Source organism: Nonomuraea sp. NPDC050394 (genome assembly GCF_044459065.1).
GTDB lineage: Bacteria > Actinomycetota > Actinomycetes > Streptosporangiales > Streptosporangiaceae > Nonomuraea.
On the sequence record NZ_JBITIO010000034.1, the window covers coordinates 1 to 14516 of the forward strand.

Here is a 14516-nt window from a genome sequence, read left to right on the forward strand (position 1 = left end):
CAGAAGGGCGTCCAGCTCAGTCTTCACAAACCGATCTTGGACGCCCTTCGCCATGCCCGCACACGATCAGCGAATTTCACATCAACGATCTAGCCGAAGGTCAGCTCTGCGGCACCACGCACGCGTCGTGGCCGGCCTTGAAACCCGGAGGGGGACCTTCAACTCGGCTGGAGAACCGCCTGGAACCCGAACGCGCGTAGCGCGGGCTGATCCTCCACACGGGCGGAAGCCTCAAGAGAGGTGGCCGGCGACGAGGTCTGCGGCTCTGAGCGGGTCCCCGCCCGCGCGGTCAAGGAGCGGCTCGACCGACCAGTGATAGGTGTTCTCGCGGGCCGACAGCGTGAGCCCAGGTTCGCATATCTCGCCGTACACGCCGAAGTCGAGGCCCGGCATGCGACTGTGCAACGCCCGGGTCAGGTCGGCGGCGAAGGCATCGCGAGCGGCGCGCGCCTCAGAATCGCACTCACGCAGTGCCTCGGCGACGTCGTCGCCCGCGTAGTCCTCCAGGTACGGCACCAGCGCCGGATCCCCCAGGCACGCGACCGCCGTGAACATCGTGCCGCCGACCCCGCCCCTCTCCAGGATTCGCTCCACGTGCGGTATGACCCGGCGATCCCGACGGCGGGCCAGCCCGGCAATCGCCTCCTCACGCGCCTCGGTGTATTGATCATCGAGGCGTGCCCACAAGGCACCCCGAATCGCCGTGCTGTCGGCCTGGCACTGGCTTCCCAAGGCGAACGTCGCCCAGTTACGCACCTCATCCTCGGGATCGGCGCTCAGCCGGATCAGCGCCTCGATCACGGCATCGTTTCCCTCGCAGCCCATCGGCAGCGACCACGCGACGTAGAAGCGGACGTCCTCATCAGGATGATCGGCCATGCGCAGCAGTCCCGGCACGGCTCGCTCATCGCCCGTGCAGCCCAACGCCCGCGCGATCGCGGCCAGGACGGAATGATCGGTCTCCGACGCGATCAGGTCCAGGCCGGCGGACAACACCCGGTCCGGCAGCGACTCGTCGGTGTGCACCAGGCAACCCAGCAGGTCAAAGCCGATCTTTCGCTCGGCCGCATCGAGCGACCTCGCCATGGTGAAGCCCAGCTCGGAGGCGTTCTCCGGGGCCTCCGCCGCCTTCTTCACCAGTTGCCACGCCTGGTCGTGGTCGCCCAGGTGGGTGGCGTTCCTGGCGAGCTCCACCGCCTCGGCGATGAGTTCCATAAGGCGGATGGTCGCATGCCCCTGCGCCGTTCAGCCATTCGTTTTCTTCGGGGCGGGTGACCTTCCGTTCACATGCCGGATCGAAGACGTCCACGGTGTCCACACGAGGCATCATCTCGGGCCTGGAGATCCCGCCGGAGGCATGCCCGCGCCGGTGCCTGGCGGGTTCGCCGTACGCCGCCGCTGTCTGTGGCCAAGCTTCCGTGCGTCGCCGACACCCGCGTCCGCAGCGACCCTTGGTGCCACCGACTCCGCGGGCTCAACGCGATGATCATACGCACGCGCCACCCATGCCGGCTTTGTCGCCGATCATCGCCGCCGTTAGCGGCACCTGCAGGTTGCCAGCTCCACGGCTGTCCGGTCGGAACGGTCGGTGCCATCTACCCGGTCCGGCCGCGTCACCTCCGTCCCGGCGATCGCCGTGCTCGCGAGGGCGCAGCCGTGACCACCGGGGTCCCGCGATCTGATCGAACGTGCCGTCTCGCCGGAGGCAGGCCGATAGGACGGGTCCCAATGCGCGACGATCAACTAAGTTACTATCTGCTCCTGCAAAGCAACCGATAGTAATCATGCTCAATTCAAGGAGCCCCTGATGCGACGCCACCTTGCACCCGGCGTACTCACCCTGGCCGCCCTGCTCACTCTCAGCACGGCGCCCGCCCAAGCGGCAGCGCCCGCCTCCCATGCCACCCCGCCCCGCGCCGTCCAGGCGACCGTGACCCTCAAGTCGCTCACCTGCTACGAAAACGCGGACGCGGCGGGCGGCGACGAGCTCTACCTCAAACTCAACGGCCAGACCGTCTGGTCATCCAGCGCCCCGATCAGTTGCGACTCCAGCGGCCCCCGCACCATGCCGATCAACCGATTGGCCCGGACAGGCGACGCGGTGTCCCTGTACGACGAAGACTTTCCGGACGCCGACGACCATCTCGGTTCCGACACCATCGAGGGAGGCAACGGAACCCTGATCTTCAACCTGGACGACGCCCTCTACAGCCTGGACTACGCCCCGGCGTAATCCTGGGCTTACCACATCGCGAACCCGCCCCATCTCCGCTGCTGGCCGCCGAGATCGCAGACCGGCGGCGGAGACGGATCGATCTCACCCTCACCCCACGCGCAAGCCGCGCGCCCGATCAAGACGCCCGAGCGAAGCGAGGGCCGATGATCAGGGCGGGCGCCAACCGCCCAACAGGCGGGTTCAAAAGAGCGCGCGAAGCACGAACAGGGGTCGAACCCACGGCTCGACTGGAAGAACGAGCGGAGCGAAGCACTGTGCTTGTAAACCCGAGAAAACAGCCTTGCCCCCCACGCCGGAAGGGCGCAGAGGGCAAGACCATGCTTGTGGACCTGCTTACCGCTTACTCGAACACCCCGCTGCTGGTTGAGGAGCTGCAATATTAGATCAAGCAAAGCCTGCCACGATCAGATACACGCTGATGCACCTCACACATTGATCATTATTTCGCTGTCGAGGGTGCGCGCCTGCTTACGAGCAGTAGATGTCCAGGCTCCTCGATCTCCGGCACCGCACCCAGCCACCGCTACGCCACGATCTCGGCCCTTCCACATGTCAGATGGCGAAGTTGACCTGGAAGACCATCCATACCGGGTCTGTGACCTTGAGCGGGATTGAGGCCACCCAGGACCTGGTCGAGCACATGAAGGGCCTGAACACCACCCGGCGCACCGTCTGCTTCACCGTCGGCTGGAAGATCACCGAAACGGACGGGAGCGCGATCGCCAAGCTGCCCAAGAACGCCCGGCAGGCCGCCATCAGCCGGGACGGCGAGGTCCTCGCGCATACGCAAGCGGCCGAGCTGTTGAGTGCTGACGGCCAACCCTGCGGCCGACCTGGCTGCCTGGACCCGTTGCTCGGTCTGCACGACGACCCGGAGCTGGCTCGCGCCGAACCTCAGTCCTCCGTTACTGCCTGTGGCACCTGTCCACCCGGCTGGTCTGTCACACCCGCCGGCGGGCCCTGAAGATCAGCGCCACCTGGCCGTGGAAGAACGCGTTGCTGATCTGCCGGTAACGCCTGTGCGCCCTGCCAGCCCCCACCTGCCCGGCTCGAATATGCCCCACCGGGATGAGGAAGGAGTTACCGGCGCCCGCGCGGGCCCGTGGAACCCGCCGCCCATCGAGCGCCTCGGACGCCTACGCACACCCCGGCACACGAACGAAACAAGACGATCAGGCGGAAACCTCCGCCTACCCGCATAGTTCAACCGGGACGACCGTCCCCTGAGCCATCGAGATTGGAGCCGACATCATGGCACGCTAAATACCAGAGCTGATAACATAAAAACTGTGATAGACAATGAGCAAGCCGAAAATGTTCCCATTGATGTGCGCGACGCGGATCTCACGGCCATACTGCGTCCCAATGAGGCATCTCAGTCACCCTTTGAGTACGCGTTGCAGCGGCTAATCGAAAACCGCAATCAAGCCATAGAGCCGATTGCAAGTTTCAATCAAAGCATTGCAAACAATGAAGCCTCCGACTCTCTTTAACGCCTTGGGACACCGGCCTTCCGAGGAGGATTTGGCGCAGGATTATTAAGTGCCAGCAGCAAAGCTCGTGCTTGCTCCTGCAACTCGCCAGCTTCCTCATAATTCTCGGTCTCATGTCGGAGCCATCCCAATGCCCAAAGGGAATGTGCTTCACCATGGCGCGCACCAAGTTTTCGATACATGTTTAGCGCTCGCTGCTGCAGCTCGACTCCTCGCCCGTTCTGTCCAACCTCATACATAATCCAGCCAAGCTCTTGCAGCGAGTTGGCCTCACCATGAGAATCACCGAGTTCTCGATAGATGATTAGCGCTTCCTCATGTCGGCTAATCGCTCGCGCGTATTCTCTGGTCGCGCGCCGAATCCACCCTAGCCCCTGAATGGAATGAGCCTCCCCCAGACGGTCACCCAAATCTCGGTACATCGCCAACGCTTTCGTCTGCAGTTCGACCGCCTCTACATAAGCCCCCGTCTCATAACTAACCCATCCAAGCGCCCGCTGAGAATGAGCCTCCCCCAGACGATCACCCAAATCTCGGTACATCGCCAACGCTTTCGTCTGCAGTTCGACCGCCTCTACATAAGCCCCCGTCTCATAACTAACCCATCCAAGCGCCTGCAGAGCGTGAGCCTCCCCCAGACGATCACCCAAACCTCGGTACAACGCCAATGCCCTATCATGGTGCACAGCTGCTTGCGTAGAGTCTCCAATCACGCGGAGAATTTTACCTAGATCTTGAAGTGCGTTGGCTTCGGCGATCTCATTTCGGTGGAGATTTGCGACGGTCACAGCAAAAGAATGGAGGGTGACGGCCTGTTGCCAGTGACCATCCCGACTAAGGAAGTCCGCCATAGCGGCAGTGATGGCGAGGACGTATTCGTGATAATCATGAGTGGCGGCATAATCTAGACAGGCCAACAAATTGTTCTTTTCAGTGCGCATCCAAGCTAAAGCCGTACGCATATCGGTAAATGTCGGCACGGGAATGGCTGGCGGCGCATCCGTATGAGGACCGGGATGGATAGAGCGGGCCAAGTGGCGATCTGCGATGTGAGCGGTGTATCGATAGTAAGTTAGCAGTCGTGCAATAGCATGAGCGCGGTCCTCACCGGAGTCGTTCCGCGTGGCGAGTATTCGGGTGTAGTCCCTAATCAAGTCATGAAGACGGTAGCGCCCGAGGCTGGGTTCCTCGACGAGGTGATCACAATACAGGGCGTCTAGCTCAGCACTGGCGTGATCTAGAGGAATGCCTAGGAGAGCAGCTGTTGCATAAGCATCAATCTCAAAACCAGGATGATGGCCGAGATAGCGAAACAACCGTTGTCGCTGTTGAGGTAGGCCCTGATAGGACATTTCGAACGCGATGGCAACTGCTCGATTTCCGGCGGCAAGCACAGTAAGGCGCTGCTGTTCGGCCGCAAAACGTGCGGCCAGAGTAGTGATGTCCCATTGCGGATGGTGCGCCATCCGTCCAGCTAACAGCGCGATAGCCAGCGGCAAGTTCCCACACAGCCTTGTCAGAGTGGCTGCAGCATCGATGTCAGCAAGAGTTCGCATATTCAACGAGGCTAAGTGCGCGAAAAGCTCAGTAGCCTCCCTGGCAGGCAACGTGCCCACAGGAAGTGGAGAAGCGCCTTCCAAGGCGATCAATCGGCGACGGCTGGTAATCAAAACCAGGCATTCGCCTACGCCGGGCAGAAGCGGTTCGATCTGACTATGATCAATAGCATCATCCAAAATCAGCATAACTCTTTTCCCGGCGAGGCGGCTCCTCCAGCGCTCCGCTCGCGCTTGCAGACCTTCGGGGATTTCTTGTGAAGCCATACCAGTATGCGCCAAGAGGTCTGCAAGCACGTCGGCGGGGCGGGCGGGCAACATACCTGGCGTGTGGGAGTGTAAGTTCACGAACAACTGCCCATCAGGAAACTCTTCAATAAGTAAGTGCGCCGCCCGTGTTACCAGTGCAGTTTTGCCCACCCCAGGCATGCCGTCCACAGTGTGAATATTTATCCCTCTCGACAGCTTGACATCAGCAATAAGCCGCTGCAGCTCAGCATGGCGGCCGGTGAACGCCGCCACGTCCCGCGGCAGTGTGCACATCGCCACCGCAGGAGTTTGCGGCAATACAACATTGACTATCTGGTCTCGTCCAGCGATGTATTGCCGCGCACGCCCATCGGCGTGGGCCTCGATCTGGACCCGGGCGAGCTCAGACTCACCATCGAAGACGGTCATGTGCCACCGATGTGCTGGTCACGGCCTGCGATATATTGTCGGGATTGACCATAGGCATGAGCGTTGATGGTCTGCTGGAGCCGCGCCTGCTCAGCGGTTGGTAGGACGGGAGCCAGATGCTCTATAAGTAAGTGCCGCAACTGCGCGCCGACGGTGGGAGGATCCTCCTCCAGCAGATGCTGCAACCGTAGCTGCCACATGGCAGTCAGGGTTTGCTCAGTGTCCCTGTCTCCACTCTGACGGGCTGCCAGGAGCTTGCGCTGTGTCGTCTCCAGCTCAGCCTCTACACCTGCGGCTTCGTTAGGCCGCAACTTGCGCCAGCAGGCCACCACTGCGGCTCGGCTCTGCTGCCAGACATCGGTAGCCATCGCACCGACCAGTGCTGTGGCCGCCGCTAACACGATCGGATCCATCCCACACCCCCTCGCAGTAGCCTCCAGAACTCACTGTAAGCATCCTGATAGCCAATCATGCAGACAGTGGCCGAAACTGGTCTATCTAGCTGGTAGCAGCTCCCGACTGGCTGGAAGAGAAGATCGCCAAGCGGCTACGGGCACTAAGCGACGAACGCGCGCGCCTCCAAGCCCAGCTCGCTCGCACCGAGCAGCCCGACCTCGACGCCGGCCACAAAGCCCTGACGACCGCACCGGACCTGCTCACCCAACCCCACAAGCTGTACCGCCTCGCCAGCGAGAACGCCCCCGCCACCTGCTCAACCAAGCGTTCTTCCACCGGCTCTACCTCGACGCCGACGACGAGCCCCGAGTAGCAACAGACGAGCCGACAGAACCCATCGCTCCCCACCTGCACGCACAACGCAAAACGGCGATGTCCACAAGGACACCGCCGTTGATCACACGTCAGCCCTACAGCCAGCCCACCCTCAATATGAGGCGCCCGAGCGCCAGCGAGGCTCTTCAGGGGTCGCGACTCCGACTCGACTGGCAACAACACTTGAGCCCGAGGCGGGAAACGCCTAATGCGAAGCCCCCTTGAAACGAGAATGGCGGCACTCGTACCGAGTGCCGCCACATGATCACCAGTGGAGCTATGGGGATTCGAACCCCAGACCTCTTCCATGCCATGGAAGCGCGCTACCAACTGCGCCATAGCCCCTGGTCACCGCTTCGAGTCTGCTCGTTGCGGCGCTCGGAGAGCATATCGGCATCCTGTCGTTTCGCCTAATCGGCCCTTGCCGGCGCCTCCAGGGCGTCCAGCTGCCGTCTCAGGCCGAACTCGAACAGGGCGTCCAGGTACAGGTCGAGCTGCTTGTTGCGGGCATCAGCTCTTCAGGGCTGCCTCTCTCGTGGCCATCCACTGGTCGTCGCTCATTCCGGTGTCCTGTACGGCCCGCGCCTCCGGGTCCAGCCCCAGCCCCGACACGACCCGCATGATCCACTCGGTGTGAGCCAACCCGGTGGTGCAGGGCCATCGTGGGCACCCCCAGCGCCGTCGCCACGCGGCGCATCGACACGACCGTGCGCGACCAGGTCTTCCGCCTCGTACCGCCCAAACTCCTGAATACGAGCAAGGCGGCCGAGGCGATCAGTCTCTAGGTTTCGATGTCGTCACTGTTGACGGGCTCCGGCAGCGTACCGGCGTTGTGTTCCAGCAGGCGCCAGCCCTTGCGGCCCTCTTCCAGCACCGACCAGCTGCAGTTGCCGAGGCCGCCGAGCGTGTGCCAGAGCTCCTCGGGCAGGCCCAGCAGCTCGCAGATGCCGAGCCGCAGCGCCGCGCCGTGGGAGGCGATGACGAGCAGGCCGTCGTCGTCGAGCTGAGCCGCCCACCGGCGCATCGCGGCGACCACCCGCGCCGCGACCTCGGTGACCGGCTCGCCGTCCGGGGCCTCCCAGGCGATGTACTCCTCGGGCCAGCGGGCCCGGATCTCCTCCCTGGTCAGCCCTTCCCAGGCGCCGCCGCCGCGTTCGCGCAGATCCTTGTCGACGGCGACGTCGAGCTTGACGATCCGCGCGAGCGCCAACGCGGTGTCGTGGGCACGGCTCAGGTCGGAGGAAACGATGAGGCTGGGCTTCAGCGAGGCCAGCAGCGACGCCGCCCTCGCGGCCTGGGCCTGGCCGGTCTCGTCGAGTGCGATGTCGGTGTGGCCCTGGAAGCGGTGCTCAACGTTCCAGAGGGTCTGGCCGTGCCTCAGGCAGACGATGCGTCTACTCAAGAGCGGGCCCGCTGGATGTTGGCGTGCGTCACGCTCTCCGGCAGGCCGATCGCCGGGCAGTCCTTCCAGAGGCGCTCCAGCGCGTAGAAGGTGCGGTCCTCCTCGTGCTGGACGTGGACGACGAGGTCGATGTAGTCGAGGAGCACCCAGCGCCCCTCGCGCTCACCTTCGCGGCGTACAGGCTTGATGTCGGCCTCGATGCGCAGCCTGTCTTCGATCTCGTCGACGATGGCGCGGACCTGGCGGTCGTTGGTGGCGGAGCAGAGCAGGAAGGCGTCGGTGATGACGAGCTGCTCGCTCACGTCGTAGGCGAGGATGTCATCGGCCAGCTTGTCGGCCGCGGCCTCCGCGGCGATCTTGACGAGCTGGACGGCTCTGTCGGATGCGGTCACGATGCGGGTCAGTCCTCCTCTATCGGTTACCTATGAGATTACCCTTCCTCGGTGTAGGCCCTCGACTGCAGAGTGAACATCTCGGCGTAGATGCCAGAACGTTCCATGAGTGAGACGTGAGTCCCCTCCTCCACTACCTTCCCGTGTTCGAGCACGTAGATGCGGTCCGCCCAGCGCACGCTCGCCAGCCGGTGGGTGATCATCAGTACGGTCCTCTGCACGGCGTGGCGCCGGATGCTCTCGAAGATCGCGTGCTCCGACCGCGCGTCGAGGGAGGCCGTGGGCTCGTCGCAGATGAGCAGCGGCGCGTCCCGGTACAGGCCGCGCGCGACCGCGATGCGCTGCCACTGCCCGCCCGACAGCTCCGTCCCGCCCTTGTAGCTGGGGTCGAGCATGGTCTCCAGCCCGTACGGCAGGCGTTCCACGACCGCGTCAGCCCCCGAGGCGGTCAGCGCGGCTTCCAGCGACTCGCCCGAGTCGTGCCGCCCGATCGCGATGTTCTGCCCGGCGGTCAGCGGCCAGTGGGTGAAGTCCTGGGCGATGACCGCGATCCGCTCGCGTAACGCGGACCGGTCGATCCGGCGCTCGTCGACGCCGCCCCAGGTGACGGTTCCCGAGTCGGGCAGGTAGAGCCCACCGATGATCTTGGCCAGCGTGGTCTTGCCCGAGCCGTTCTCCCCGACCAGCGCGACGATCTCACCGGGCTCGATCCTGATGGAGACCCCGGTCAGCGCGGGTGTGTCGGCGGCCGGGTAGGTGAAGTCGATGCCCTGGACGCGGACGCGGTCGGGCTCGGCCGGCGGGACCGTACTGCCGGAGACCTCCGCGCGCGCCTCGGCGTCGGCGCAGAAGCGGACGTAGTCCTCGTAGAACAGGCCCGCCTCGTAGGCGCGGTTGACGCCGTGGAGCGCCTGCGAGGTGGCGCCGCCGGCGCGCTGAATGGCCAGTACGGCGGTCGCCGCCACGGCCAGGTGCACCTGCCCGGTCCACAGCAGCAGGCCGAGCGCCCCGTACACGAGGCCGGTGGCCAGGCCGCCGAACATGCCGCCCCAGATCCCGGCCACCTGCTGGCGGCGTACGGCGCGCAGCTCGTAGCGGGTGACCCACCGGTAGATGCGGGCGAACTCGGCCAGCAGGTATGTGCGCATCGTGTAGGAGCGGATCTCGGCGGCGGCGGGCCGCTCGGTCATGAGGTCCTGCAGCGTGCCCTGCCTGCGCCTGGCGGCGGCGATCCCGGCGGTGACCTGGTAGTTGACCCGGGCGACGCGTACCGATGCCCACGTGCTGGGCACCGCCGCGAGCAGGATGAGCGGCAGCAGTACCGGATGGAGGACCCCCAGGGCGCCCGAGACCGCCGCGAGGCCGATGAAGCCCGACAGCGTGGACATCACCGCCCACAACAACATCGACGGCCCGCGCACCGCCGTCATCGAGGTGCGCTGCATCTGGTCGTGGAAGACCGGGTCGTCGAAGGCGACCAACTCCACGCCGGTGGTCAGCCTGACCATCCGGTTGTGGACGGTCTGCATGAGCAGCGGATCGAGCCGGTCCCGCGCCCACTGGCCGGCCTCGCGGAAGGCCGAGCGCAGCACCGCCGCGCCGACCACCGCCACGATGCCGGGCACCGCGGCGACCAGCCGCTCCGGGGTGGGCACGGCGGAGAACAACTGCATGAGCACGTCCGTCGTGGCCAGCAGGCCGATCGCGGTGAAGACCTCCGACACCAGCGTGGAGCCCATCATGACGACGGTGTCCGCCCGGCTGGTACGCCAGCTGAGCACCAGCACGTCGCGGATCAGCGCGGGCAGCCGCCGCAGCATGGTGAACAGCCCGGACGCGGTGACCTCCGCGTCGTGCGCCCACCAGGCTTCCTCTTTCAGCTCCAGTCCGTCGAGGGAATCGTCTGCCATATCCCCATGATCGCCATAAATCCGGCTATCCCGCGCTGTAGAGATTCCTCTTGCCGATGTACTGCACGATCCCGTCCGGCACCAGGTACCAGATCGGCTCGCCCTTCTCCACACGCTGCCTGCACTCCGAGGAGGAGATCGCCAGCGCGGGGATCTCCAGCAACGTCACCTTGCCCGCGGGCAGCCCCGGATCGTGCAGCGTGTGCCCCGGCCGCGTACAGCCGACGAAATGCGCGAGGTCGAACAGCTCGTCGGCGTCCTGCCAGCCGAGGATCGCCTCAAGCGCGTCGGCGCCGGTGATGAAGAACAGGTCGGAGTCCGGCCCGTAGATCTCCGAGATGTCACGCAGGGTGTCGATGGTGTAGGTCGGTCCCGGCCGATCGACGTCCACCCGCGAGACCGAAAAGCGCGGGTTCGACGCCGTCGCGATGACCGTCATGAGATAGCGGTCCTCGGGCGCGCTCACCTCGCGCGTGGACTTCTGGTACGGCCGGCCCGTAGGCACGAACACCACCTCGTCGAGGTCGAAATGGTGGGCCACTTCGCTCGCGGCGACCAGGTGGCCGTGGTGGATGGGATCGAACGTCCCGCCCATCACTCCCACACGGCGCTTCCCCTGCACCATGGGCGCATTCATCATGATTGGGACCTTACGCGCCAGCCGTACACCGCCTCATAGCCACCCCCTTACCAAGGAACCGCGCATCACTCCCGCAGCCGACGTAGCATGCCGGGCATGACGACCACCCCGGATCGCAACCGCATCCAACTACCCGGCATCTCGTCTCGTGCCTACGAACACCCCGCAGACCGGTCCGCTCTGGTCGCTCTGCGTAAGCTGAGTGGGTTCGACACCGTTCTCAAGCAGATGTCCGGCCTCGTAAGCGAGCGGCGGCTCCGCCTCATGTACCTCGCCTCGGCCGTGCGGGTGAGCGAGACCCAGTTCCGCTCCCTGCATGACATGGGGCGCGACGCGGCGTACATCCTGGATCTGCACCGCATCCCCGAGATCTACGTGCAGCAGGACCCCTCCGTCAACGCCAAGGCCATCGGCTTCGACGACCCGTTCATCGTCGTGACGACCGGCCTGCTCAACCTCATGAACGAGGAGGAGCAGCGCTTCGTCATCGGCCACGAGACCTCGCACATCCTGTCGGGCCACGCGGTCTACCGCACCATGCTCGACATCCTCACCACGCTCGCCACGCGCGTGGCCTGGATCCCGCTCGGCTACATCGGCCTGCGCGCGATCGTCGCGGGGCTCGAGGAGTGGTACCGCAAGTCGGAGCTGTCCTCCGACCGCGGCGGCCTGCTCACCGGCCAGAACCCCGACGCCGCCAAGCGCGCGCTGATGAAGCTCGCCGGCGGCGACTACACCCACGAGATGAACATCGAGGCCTTCCTCGCCCAGTACCAGGAGTACGACACCGCGGGCGACCTGCGCGACGGCTTCCTGAAGGTGCTCAACCTGCTCGGCACCACCCACCCGTTCGCCGTGGTGCGCGTGGCCGAACTGGACAAGTGGCAGCGCAGCGGCGAGTACGACCGCATCATCGGCGGCGACTACCCGCGCCGCGAGGACGACGCCGACGCCCGCGTCACCGACGAGATCAAGGCCGCGGCGGAGTCCTACCGCCGCTCCTGGTCGGAGTCCCAGGACCCGTTCATCGGCGTCCTGCGCGACGTCGCCGAGGGCGCCGTCAACGCCGGAGAGCGCATCTTCAACCGCTTCTCCCGCAGGGACAACTGAATCAAAGGGCTTTTCCTCCCTTACGGCGCAGCCACCCTCACGCCACCCGCCGCCGCCGGCGGGCGCCGATCGTGGGGGTCGCTTCTCACGTCGGACGGGGTACCCGCCGTCACGGCGGTCCGTGCACCGTGACAGAGGTACCCCGCCGCATCTCAGAGCAGCAGTTCGATCGCCTTGACCGCGGCCGCGCACAACGCCACGAACCCGCCCAGCACCGCCAGGGCGCGTAGACCTTCCCTGCGCAGGTTCGGCAGCCGGGCGCCGATCCGCTCGATCTCGCGCCCGGTGATCCCGCCGCACAACACCCCGAACACCACGGCCGCGACCGTGACCGGCGCCGCCTGCTGCCACCAGTCGGAGGCGATCTCGCCGCCGCCGGTCACCCAGAGCGCGCCCCCGGCCACGACGGCGACCGGGGCGCCCGGCCACACCACCGCGGTGACGGCCGACCCGGCCAGCGCGAACGGGAACAGCACCGCTCGCAGCAGCACCCGGATCCGCTTGCCGGCCCGGTTCCGTACCATCCAGTGGCTCATCCACAACGTCCTGGTCAGCACCACGAGCGCCGTCGTGATCCCGATCGAGGCGATGGGATAGACCACCGACACCACCACACATGGCACCGCCAGCACCGCGAGTAGCAGCAACGCGGTGTTTCCCGCGGGCAGCGTGGTCGCCTCCCGGCCGCGCGTGCGCCGCGCGCCCTCGCCCGCCTTGGCCCGCACCCGCGGCACGGGCGTCTTGGGGTTGTCACCGGTCTTGGCCCGGGTACGCGGCGGCGCCTCCTCCTTGGACCGCGCCCGCACCAGTTCCTCCTTGGCCCGCCCGCGCGCGAGATCCTCCTTGGAGGTACGGCCCCTGTCCTCCTTCGGCGCCCGGCTCCGGACGGCCTCGTCCTTGACCGCCCGGCTCCGCGCCGGCTCCTCCTTGGCCGCCCGCGCTCGCGCCGCCTCGTCCTTGGCGGTGCGGCCGCGCGGCACCGGTGTGCCGGGATCGTCCTTGCCCCGTCCCCTGGGTACCGGCGTGTTCGGCTCGTCCTTGCCTCTGCCGCGCGGCTGCCGCGTACGCGGTGGCGGGGTCGCGACGTCCTCGCCCACCCGCCCGCGCGCGGACTCCTCCTTCGCCTTCGCCCGCACCCGCCCCCTGGGCGGCGGCACCTCCGGCGTGACCTTGCGCCCGTCCTCCCGCTCCACCGGCGGCGCGTCCGCGGCGGTCGCCCGCGCCAGGCGGGAGAGCCGGTCGGTCAGCAGAGCGGCGGTCGGCCGCTTGGCGGGCTCGCGGTGCAACGCCGCCCGCACCAGCGGCAGCAACTCCACCGGCACGCCCTTGAGGTCGGCCTGCCCGTTCAGCACCGCGTACATCTGCGCCTCGGCCGTCCCCCGCCCGAACGTCGGCCGCCCGGTCGCCGCGAACGCCACCGTCGCCGCCCACGCGTGCACGTCCGCGGGCGACTCGACCTGCTCGTCGGCGAAGATCTCGGGCGCGGTGTAGCCGGGGGTGCCGAGGAAGGTGCCGGTCATGGTCAGCCGGGTCGCGTCGAGCACCTGCGCGATGCCGAAGTCGATGAGCACCGGCCCGCGCTCGCTCATAAGGATGTTGGCCGGCTTGAGATCGCGGTGGATCACCCCGGCCGCGTGCGTGATCGCCAGCGCGGTGGCGATGCCGTGCGCCAGTTCGACCAGGCCGCCGACGTCGAGGGGGCCGCTCCGCCGTACCAGCTCAAGGAGGGTCGCGCCCTCGATGTGCTCCATCACGAGGTACGGCCGCGCGCAGTCGAGATCGGCGTCGAACACCTTGGCCACATAAGGGCTCTCGACCCGGCGAAGCGCACGCACCTCACGTTCCAGGCGAATGCGGGCGGACTCATCCTCGACCAGATCCCGGAGGACCTTGATCGCGACCCGTTCGCCACGGCGGGTACCGGCGAGGTACACCTCGCCCATACCGCCCCTGCCGAGCCGTTCGAGAAGGGTGTACGGCCCGACCTTGCCGAGCTTGCTCACCGTCCCTCCCCGCTCGGCGCACCCATAAGGGGCACAACCCTAGCGGGGTGTGCCCCGATAGCGCCCGAGGCGCGCCGTGATTATCGCTTGGTCTTGTCGCTGAAGCTCTTGTCCCGGAAACTCTCGTCCCGGAAGCTCTGGTCGCGGAAGCTTTCGTCGCTGAAGATGTCGTCGAGCTCAGTCCGTGGCTCCTTCGACAGGTCCCTACGCCCCTTGCGGCGCCAGTTGACGTGCCCGCGGCTCTCCAGCCACAGCAGCAGCCGGTCGGCGCCGAACAGGACGGCACCGGCGAAGACCAGGGCGATCACAATCTCCATGCGCCCCA

At 66.2% G+C, this 14516-nt stretch carries 14 protein-coding genes and 1 tRNA gene; 5 read left to right on the forward strand and 10 right to left on the reverse strand.

Annotation, left to right across the window (positions count from 1 at the left end):
• Positions 1-231 precede the first annotated feature (231 nt).
• The gene (locus ACIBKY_RS54565; RefSeq protein WP_397110500.1) at positions 232-1215 is read right to left on the reverse strand and encodes a HEAT repeat domain-containing protein; all 984 of its coding nucleotides are present in this window, start codon (positions 1213-1215) and stop codon (positions 232-234) included.
• 592 nt (positions 1216-1807) lie between these two features.
• Here ACIBKY_RS54565 and ACIBKY_RS54570 point away from each other — a divergent pair.
• The 3 genes from ACIBKY_RS54570 to ACIBKY_RS54580 all read left to right on the forward strand — a co-directional run bounded on the left by ACIBKY_RS54570 (position 1808) and on the right by ACIBKY_RS54580 (position 3729).
• Complete coding sequence (locus tag ACIBKY_RS54570) at positions 1808-2233, forward strand: hypothetical protein (protein WP_397110502.1); 426 nt, start codon at positions 1808-1810, stop codon at positions 2231-2233.
• A 484-nt stretch (positions 2234-2717) separates the two neighbouring features.
• Positions 2718-3200, forward strand: coding sequence for a hypothetical protein (locus ACIBKY_RS54575; protein WP_397110504.1), 483 nt, complete (start codon positions 2718-2720; stop codon positions 3198-3200).
• 325 nt (positions 3201-3525) lie between these two features.
• Entirely contained in the window at positions 3526-3729 is a 204-nt protein-coding gene (locus tag ACIBKY_RS54580; RefSeq protein WP_397110506.1) for a hypothetical protein, read from the forward strand.
• On the opposite strand, the gene ACIBKY_RS54585 is transcribed toward ACIBKY_RS54580, so the two are convergent.
• The 3 genes from ACIBKY_RS54585 to ACIBKY_RS54595 form a co-directional block, all read right to left on the reverse strand.
• Positions 3726-5963 carry an ATP-binding protein gene (locus tag ACIBKY_RS54585; RefSeq protein WP_397110508.1) on the reverse strand — a complete coding sequence of 746 codons (2238 nt, stop codon included), beginning with the start codon at positions 5961-5963 and terminating at the stop codon, positions 3726-3728. The two genes, ACIBKY_RS54580 and ACIBKY_RS54585, sit on opposite strands and share 4 nt — an antisense overlap.
• Positions 5960-6376 carry a hypothetical protein gene (locus ACIBKY_RS54590; RefSeq protein WP_397110510.1) on the reverse strand — a complete coding sequence of 139 codons (417 nt, stop codon included), beginning with the start codon at positions 6374-6376 and terminating at the stop codon, positions 5960-5962. The genes ACIBKY_RS54585 and ACIBKY_RS54590 overlap by 4 nt, the downstream gene beginning before the upstream one ends.
• A gap of 630 nt (positions 6377-7006) precedes the next feature.
• Positions 7007-7079 (reverse strand) — tRNA-Ala (locus ACIBKY_RS54595).
• A gap of 317 nt (positions 7080-7396) precedes the next feature.
• Between ACIBKY_RS54595 and ACIBKY_RS54600 the strand changes: the two genes are divergently transcribed.
• Positions 7397-7519 carry a hypothetical protein gene (locus ACIBKY_RS54600; RefSeq protein WP_397110512.1) on the forward strand — a complete coding sequence of 41 codons (123 nt, stop codon included), beginning with the start codon at positions 7397-7399 and terminating at the stop codon, positions 7517-7519.
• Here the strand turns inward: ACIBKY_RS54600 and ACIBKY_RS54605 are convergent.
• From ACIBKY_RS54605 to nadD, 4 genes are read right to left on the reverse strand one after another with little or no spacing between them, the layout of a single operon-like run.
• Entirely contained in the window at positions 7516-8136 is a 621-nt protein-coding gene (locus ACIBKY_RS54605; protein WP_397110514.1) for a histidine phosphatase family protein, read from the reverse strand. The two genes, ACIBKY_RS54600 and ACIBKY_RS54605, sit on opposite strands and share 4 nt — an antisense overlap.
• Positions 8133-8528, reverse strand: coding sequence for a ribosome silencing factor (gene rsfS, locus ACIBKY_RS54610; RefSeq protein WP_184973159.1), 396 nt, complete (start codon positions 8526-8528; stop codon positions 8133-8135). The genes ACIBKY_RS54605 and rsfS overlap by 4 nt, the downstream gene beginning before the upstream one ends.
• A 38-nt stretch (positions 8529-8566) precedes the next feature.
• Complete coding sequence (locus tag ACIBKY_RS54615) at positions 8567-10438, reverse strand: ABC transporter ATP-binding protein (RefSeq protein WP_397110517.1); 1872 nt, start codon at positions 10436-10438, stop codon at positions 8567-8569.
• Between the two features lie 25 nt (positions 10439-10463).
• A complete protein-coding gene (nadD, locus tag ACIBKY_RS54620; protein ID WP_379619193.1) occupies positions 10464-11078 on the reverse strand; it encodes a nicotinate-nucleotide adenylyltransferase in 615 nt (204 codons plus the stop codon).
• Between the two features lie 87 nt (positions 11079-11165).
• On the opposite strand from nadD, the gene ACIBKY_RS54625 reads away from it, so the two are divergent.
• Positions 11166-12188 (forward strand): M48 family metallopeptidase, encoded by a 1023-nt coding sequence (locus ACIBKY_RS54625; protein ID WP_397110519.1) that lies wholly within the window; start codon positions 11166-11168, stop codon positions 12186-12188.
• 152 nt (positions 12189-12340) lie between these two features.
• Here the strand turns inward: ACIBKY_RS54625 and ACIBKY_RS54630 are convergent, their stop codons facing one another.
• Both ACIBKY_RS54630 and ACIBKY_RS54635 read right to left on the reverse strand, forming a co-directional pair.
• On the reverse strand, positions 12341-14191 hold the full coding sequence (locus tag ACIBKY_RS54630) for a protein kinase (protein WP_397110521.1): 1851 nt from the start codon (positions 14189-14191) through the stop codon (positions 12341-12343).
• Positions 14192-14271: 80 nt separating this feature from the next.
• Positions 14272-14508, reverse strand: a complete 237-nt coding sequence (locus ACIBKY_RS54635) for a hypothetical protein (protein ID WP_397110523.1) — start codon at positions 14506-14508, stop codon at positions 14272-14274.
• Positions 14509-14516: the final 8 nt, after the last annotated feature.

Excerpts from the sequence above, each read along its gene's own strand:
- ACIBKY_RS54565 (WP_397110500.1), bottom strand. The coding sequence starts at position 1,215 with ATGGAACTCATCGCCGAGGCGGTGGAGCTCGCCAGGAACGCCACCCAC.
- ACIBKY_RS54570 (WP_397110502.1), top strand. The coding sequence starts at position 1,808 with ATGCGACGCCACCTTGCACCCGGCGTACTCACCCTGGCCGCCCTGCTC.
- ACIBKY_RS54575 (WP_397110504.1), top strand. The coding sequence starts at position 2,718 with ATGTCCAGGCTCCTCGATCTCCGGCACCGCACCCAGCCACCGCTACGC.
- ACIBKY_RS54585 (WP_397110508.1), bottom strand. The coding sequence starts at position 5,963 with ATGACCGTCTTCGATGGTGAGTCTGAGCTCGCCCGGGTCCAGATCGAG.
- ACIBKY_RS54590 (WP_397110510.1), bottom strand. The coding sequence starts at position 6,376 with ATGGATCCGATCGTGTTAGCGGCGGCCACAGCACTGGTCGGTGCGATG.
- ACIBKY_RS54615 (WP_397110517.1), bottom strand. The coding sequence starts at position 10,438 with ATGGCAGACGATTCCCTCGACGGACTGGAGCTGAAAGAGGAAGCCTGG.
- nadD (WP_379619193.1), bottom strand. The coding sequence starts at position 11,078 with ATGATGAATGCGCCCATGGTGCAGGGGAAGCGCCGTGTGGGAGTGATG.
- ACIBKY_RS54625 (WP_397110519.1), top strand. The coding sequence starts at position 11,166 with ATGCCGGGCATGACGACCACCCCGGATCGCAACCGCATCCAACTACCC.
- ACIBKY_RS54635 (WP_397110523.1), bottom strand. The coding sequence starts at position 14,508 with ATGGAGATTGTGATCGCCCTGGTCTTCGCCGGTGCCGTCCTGTTCGGC.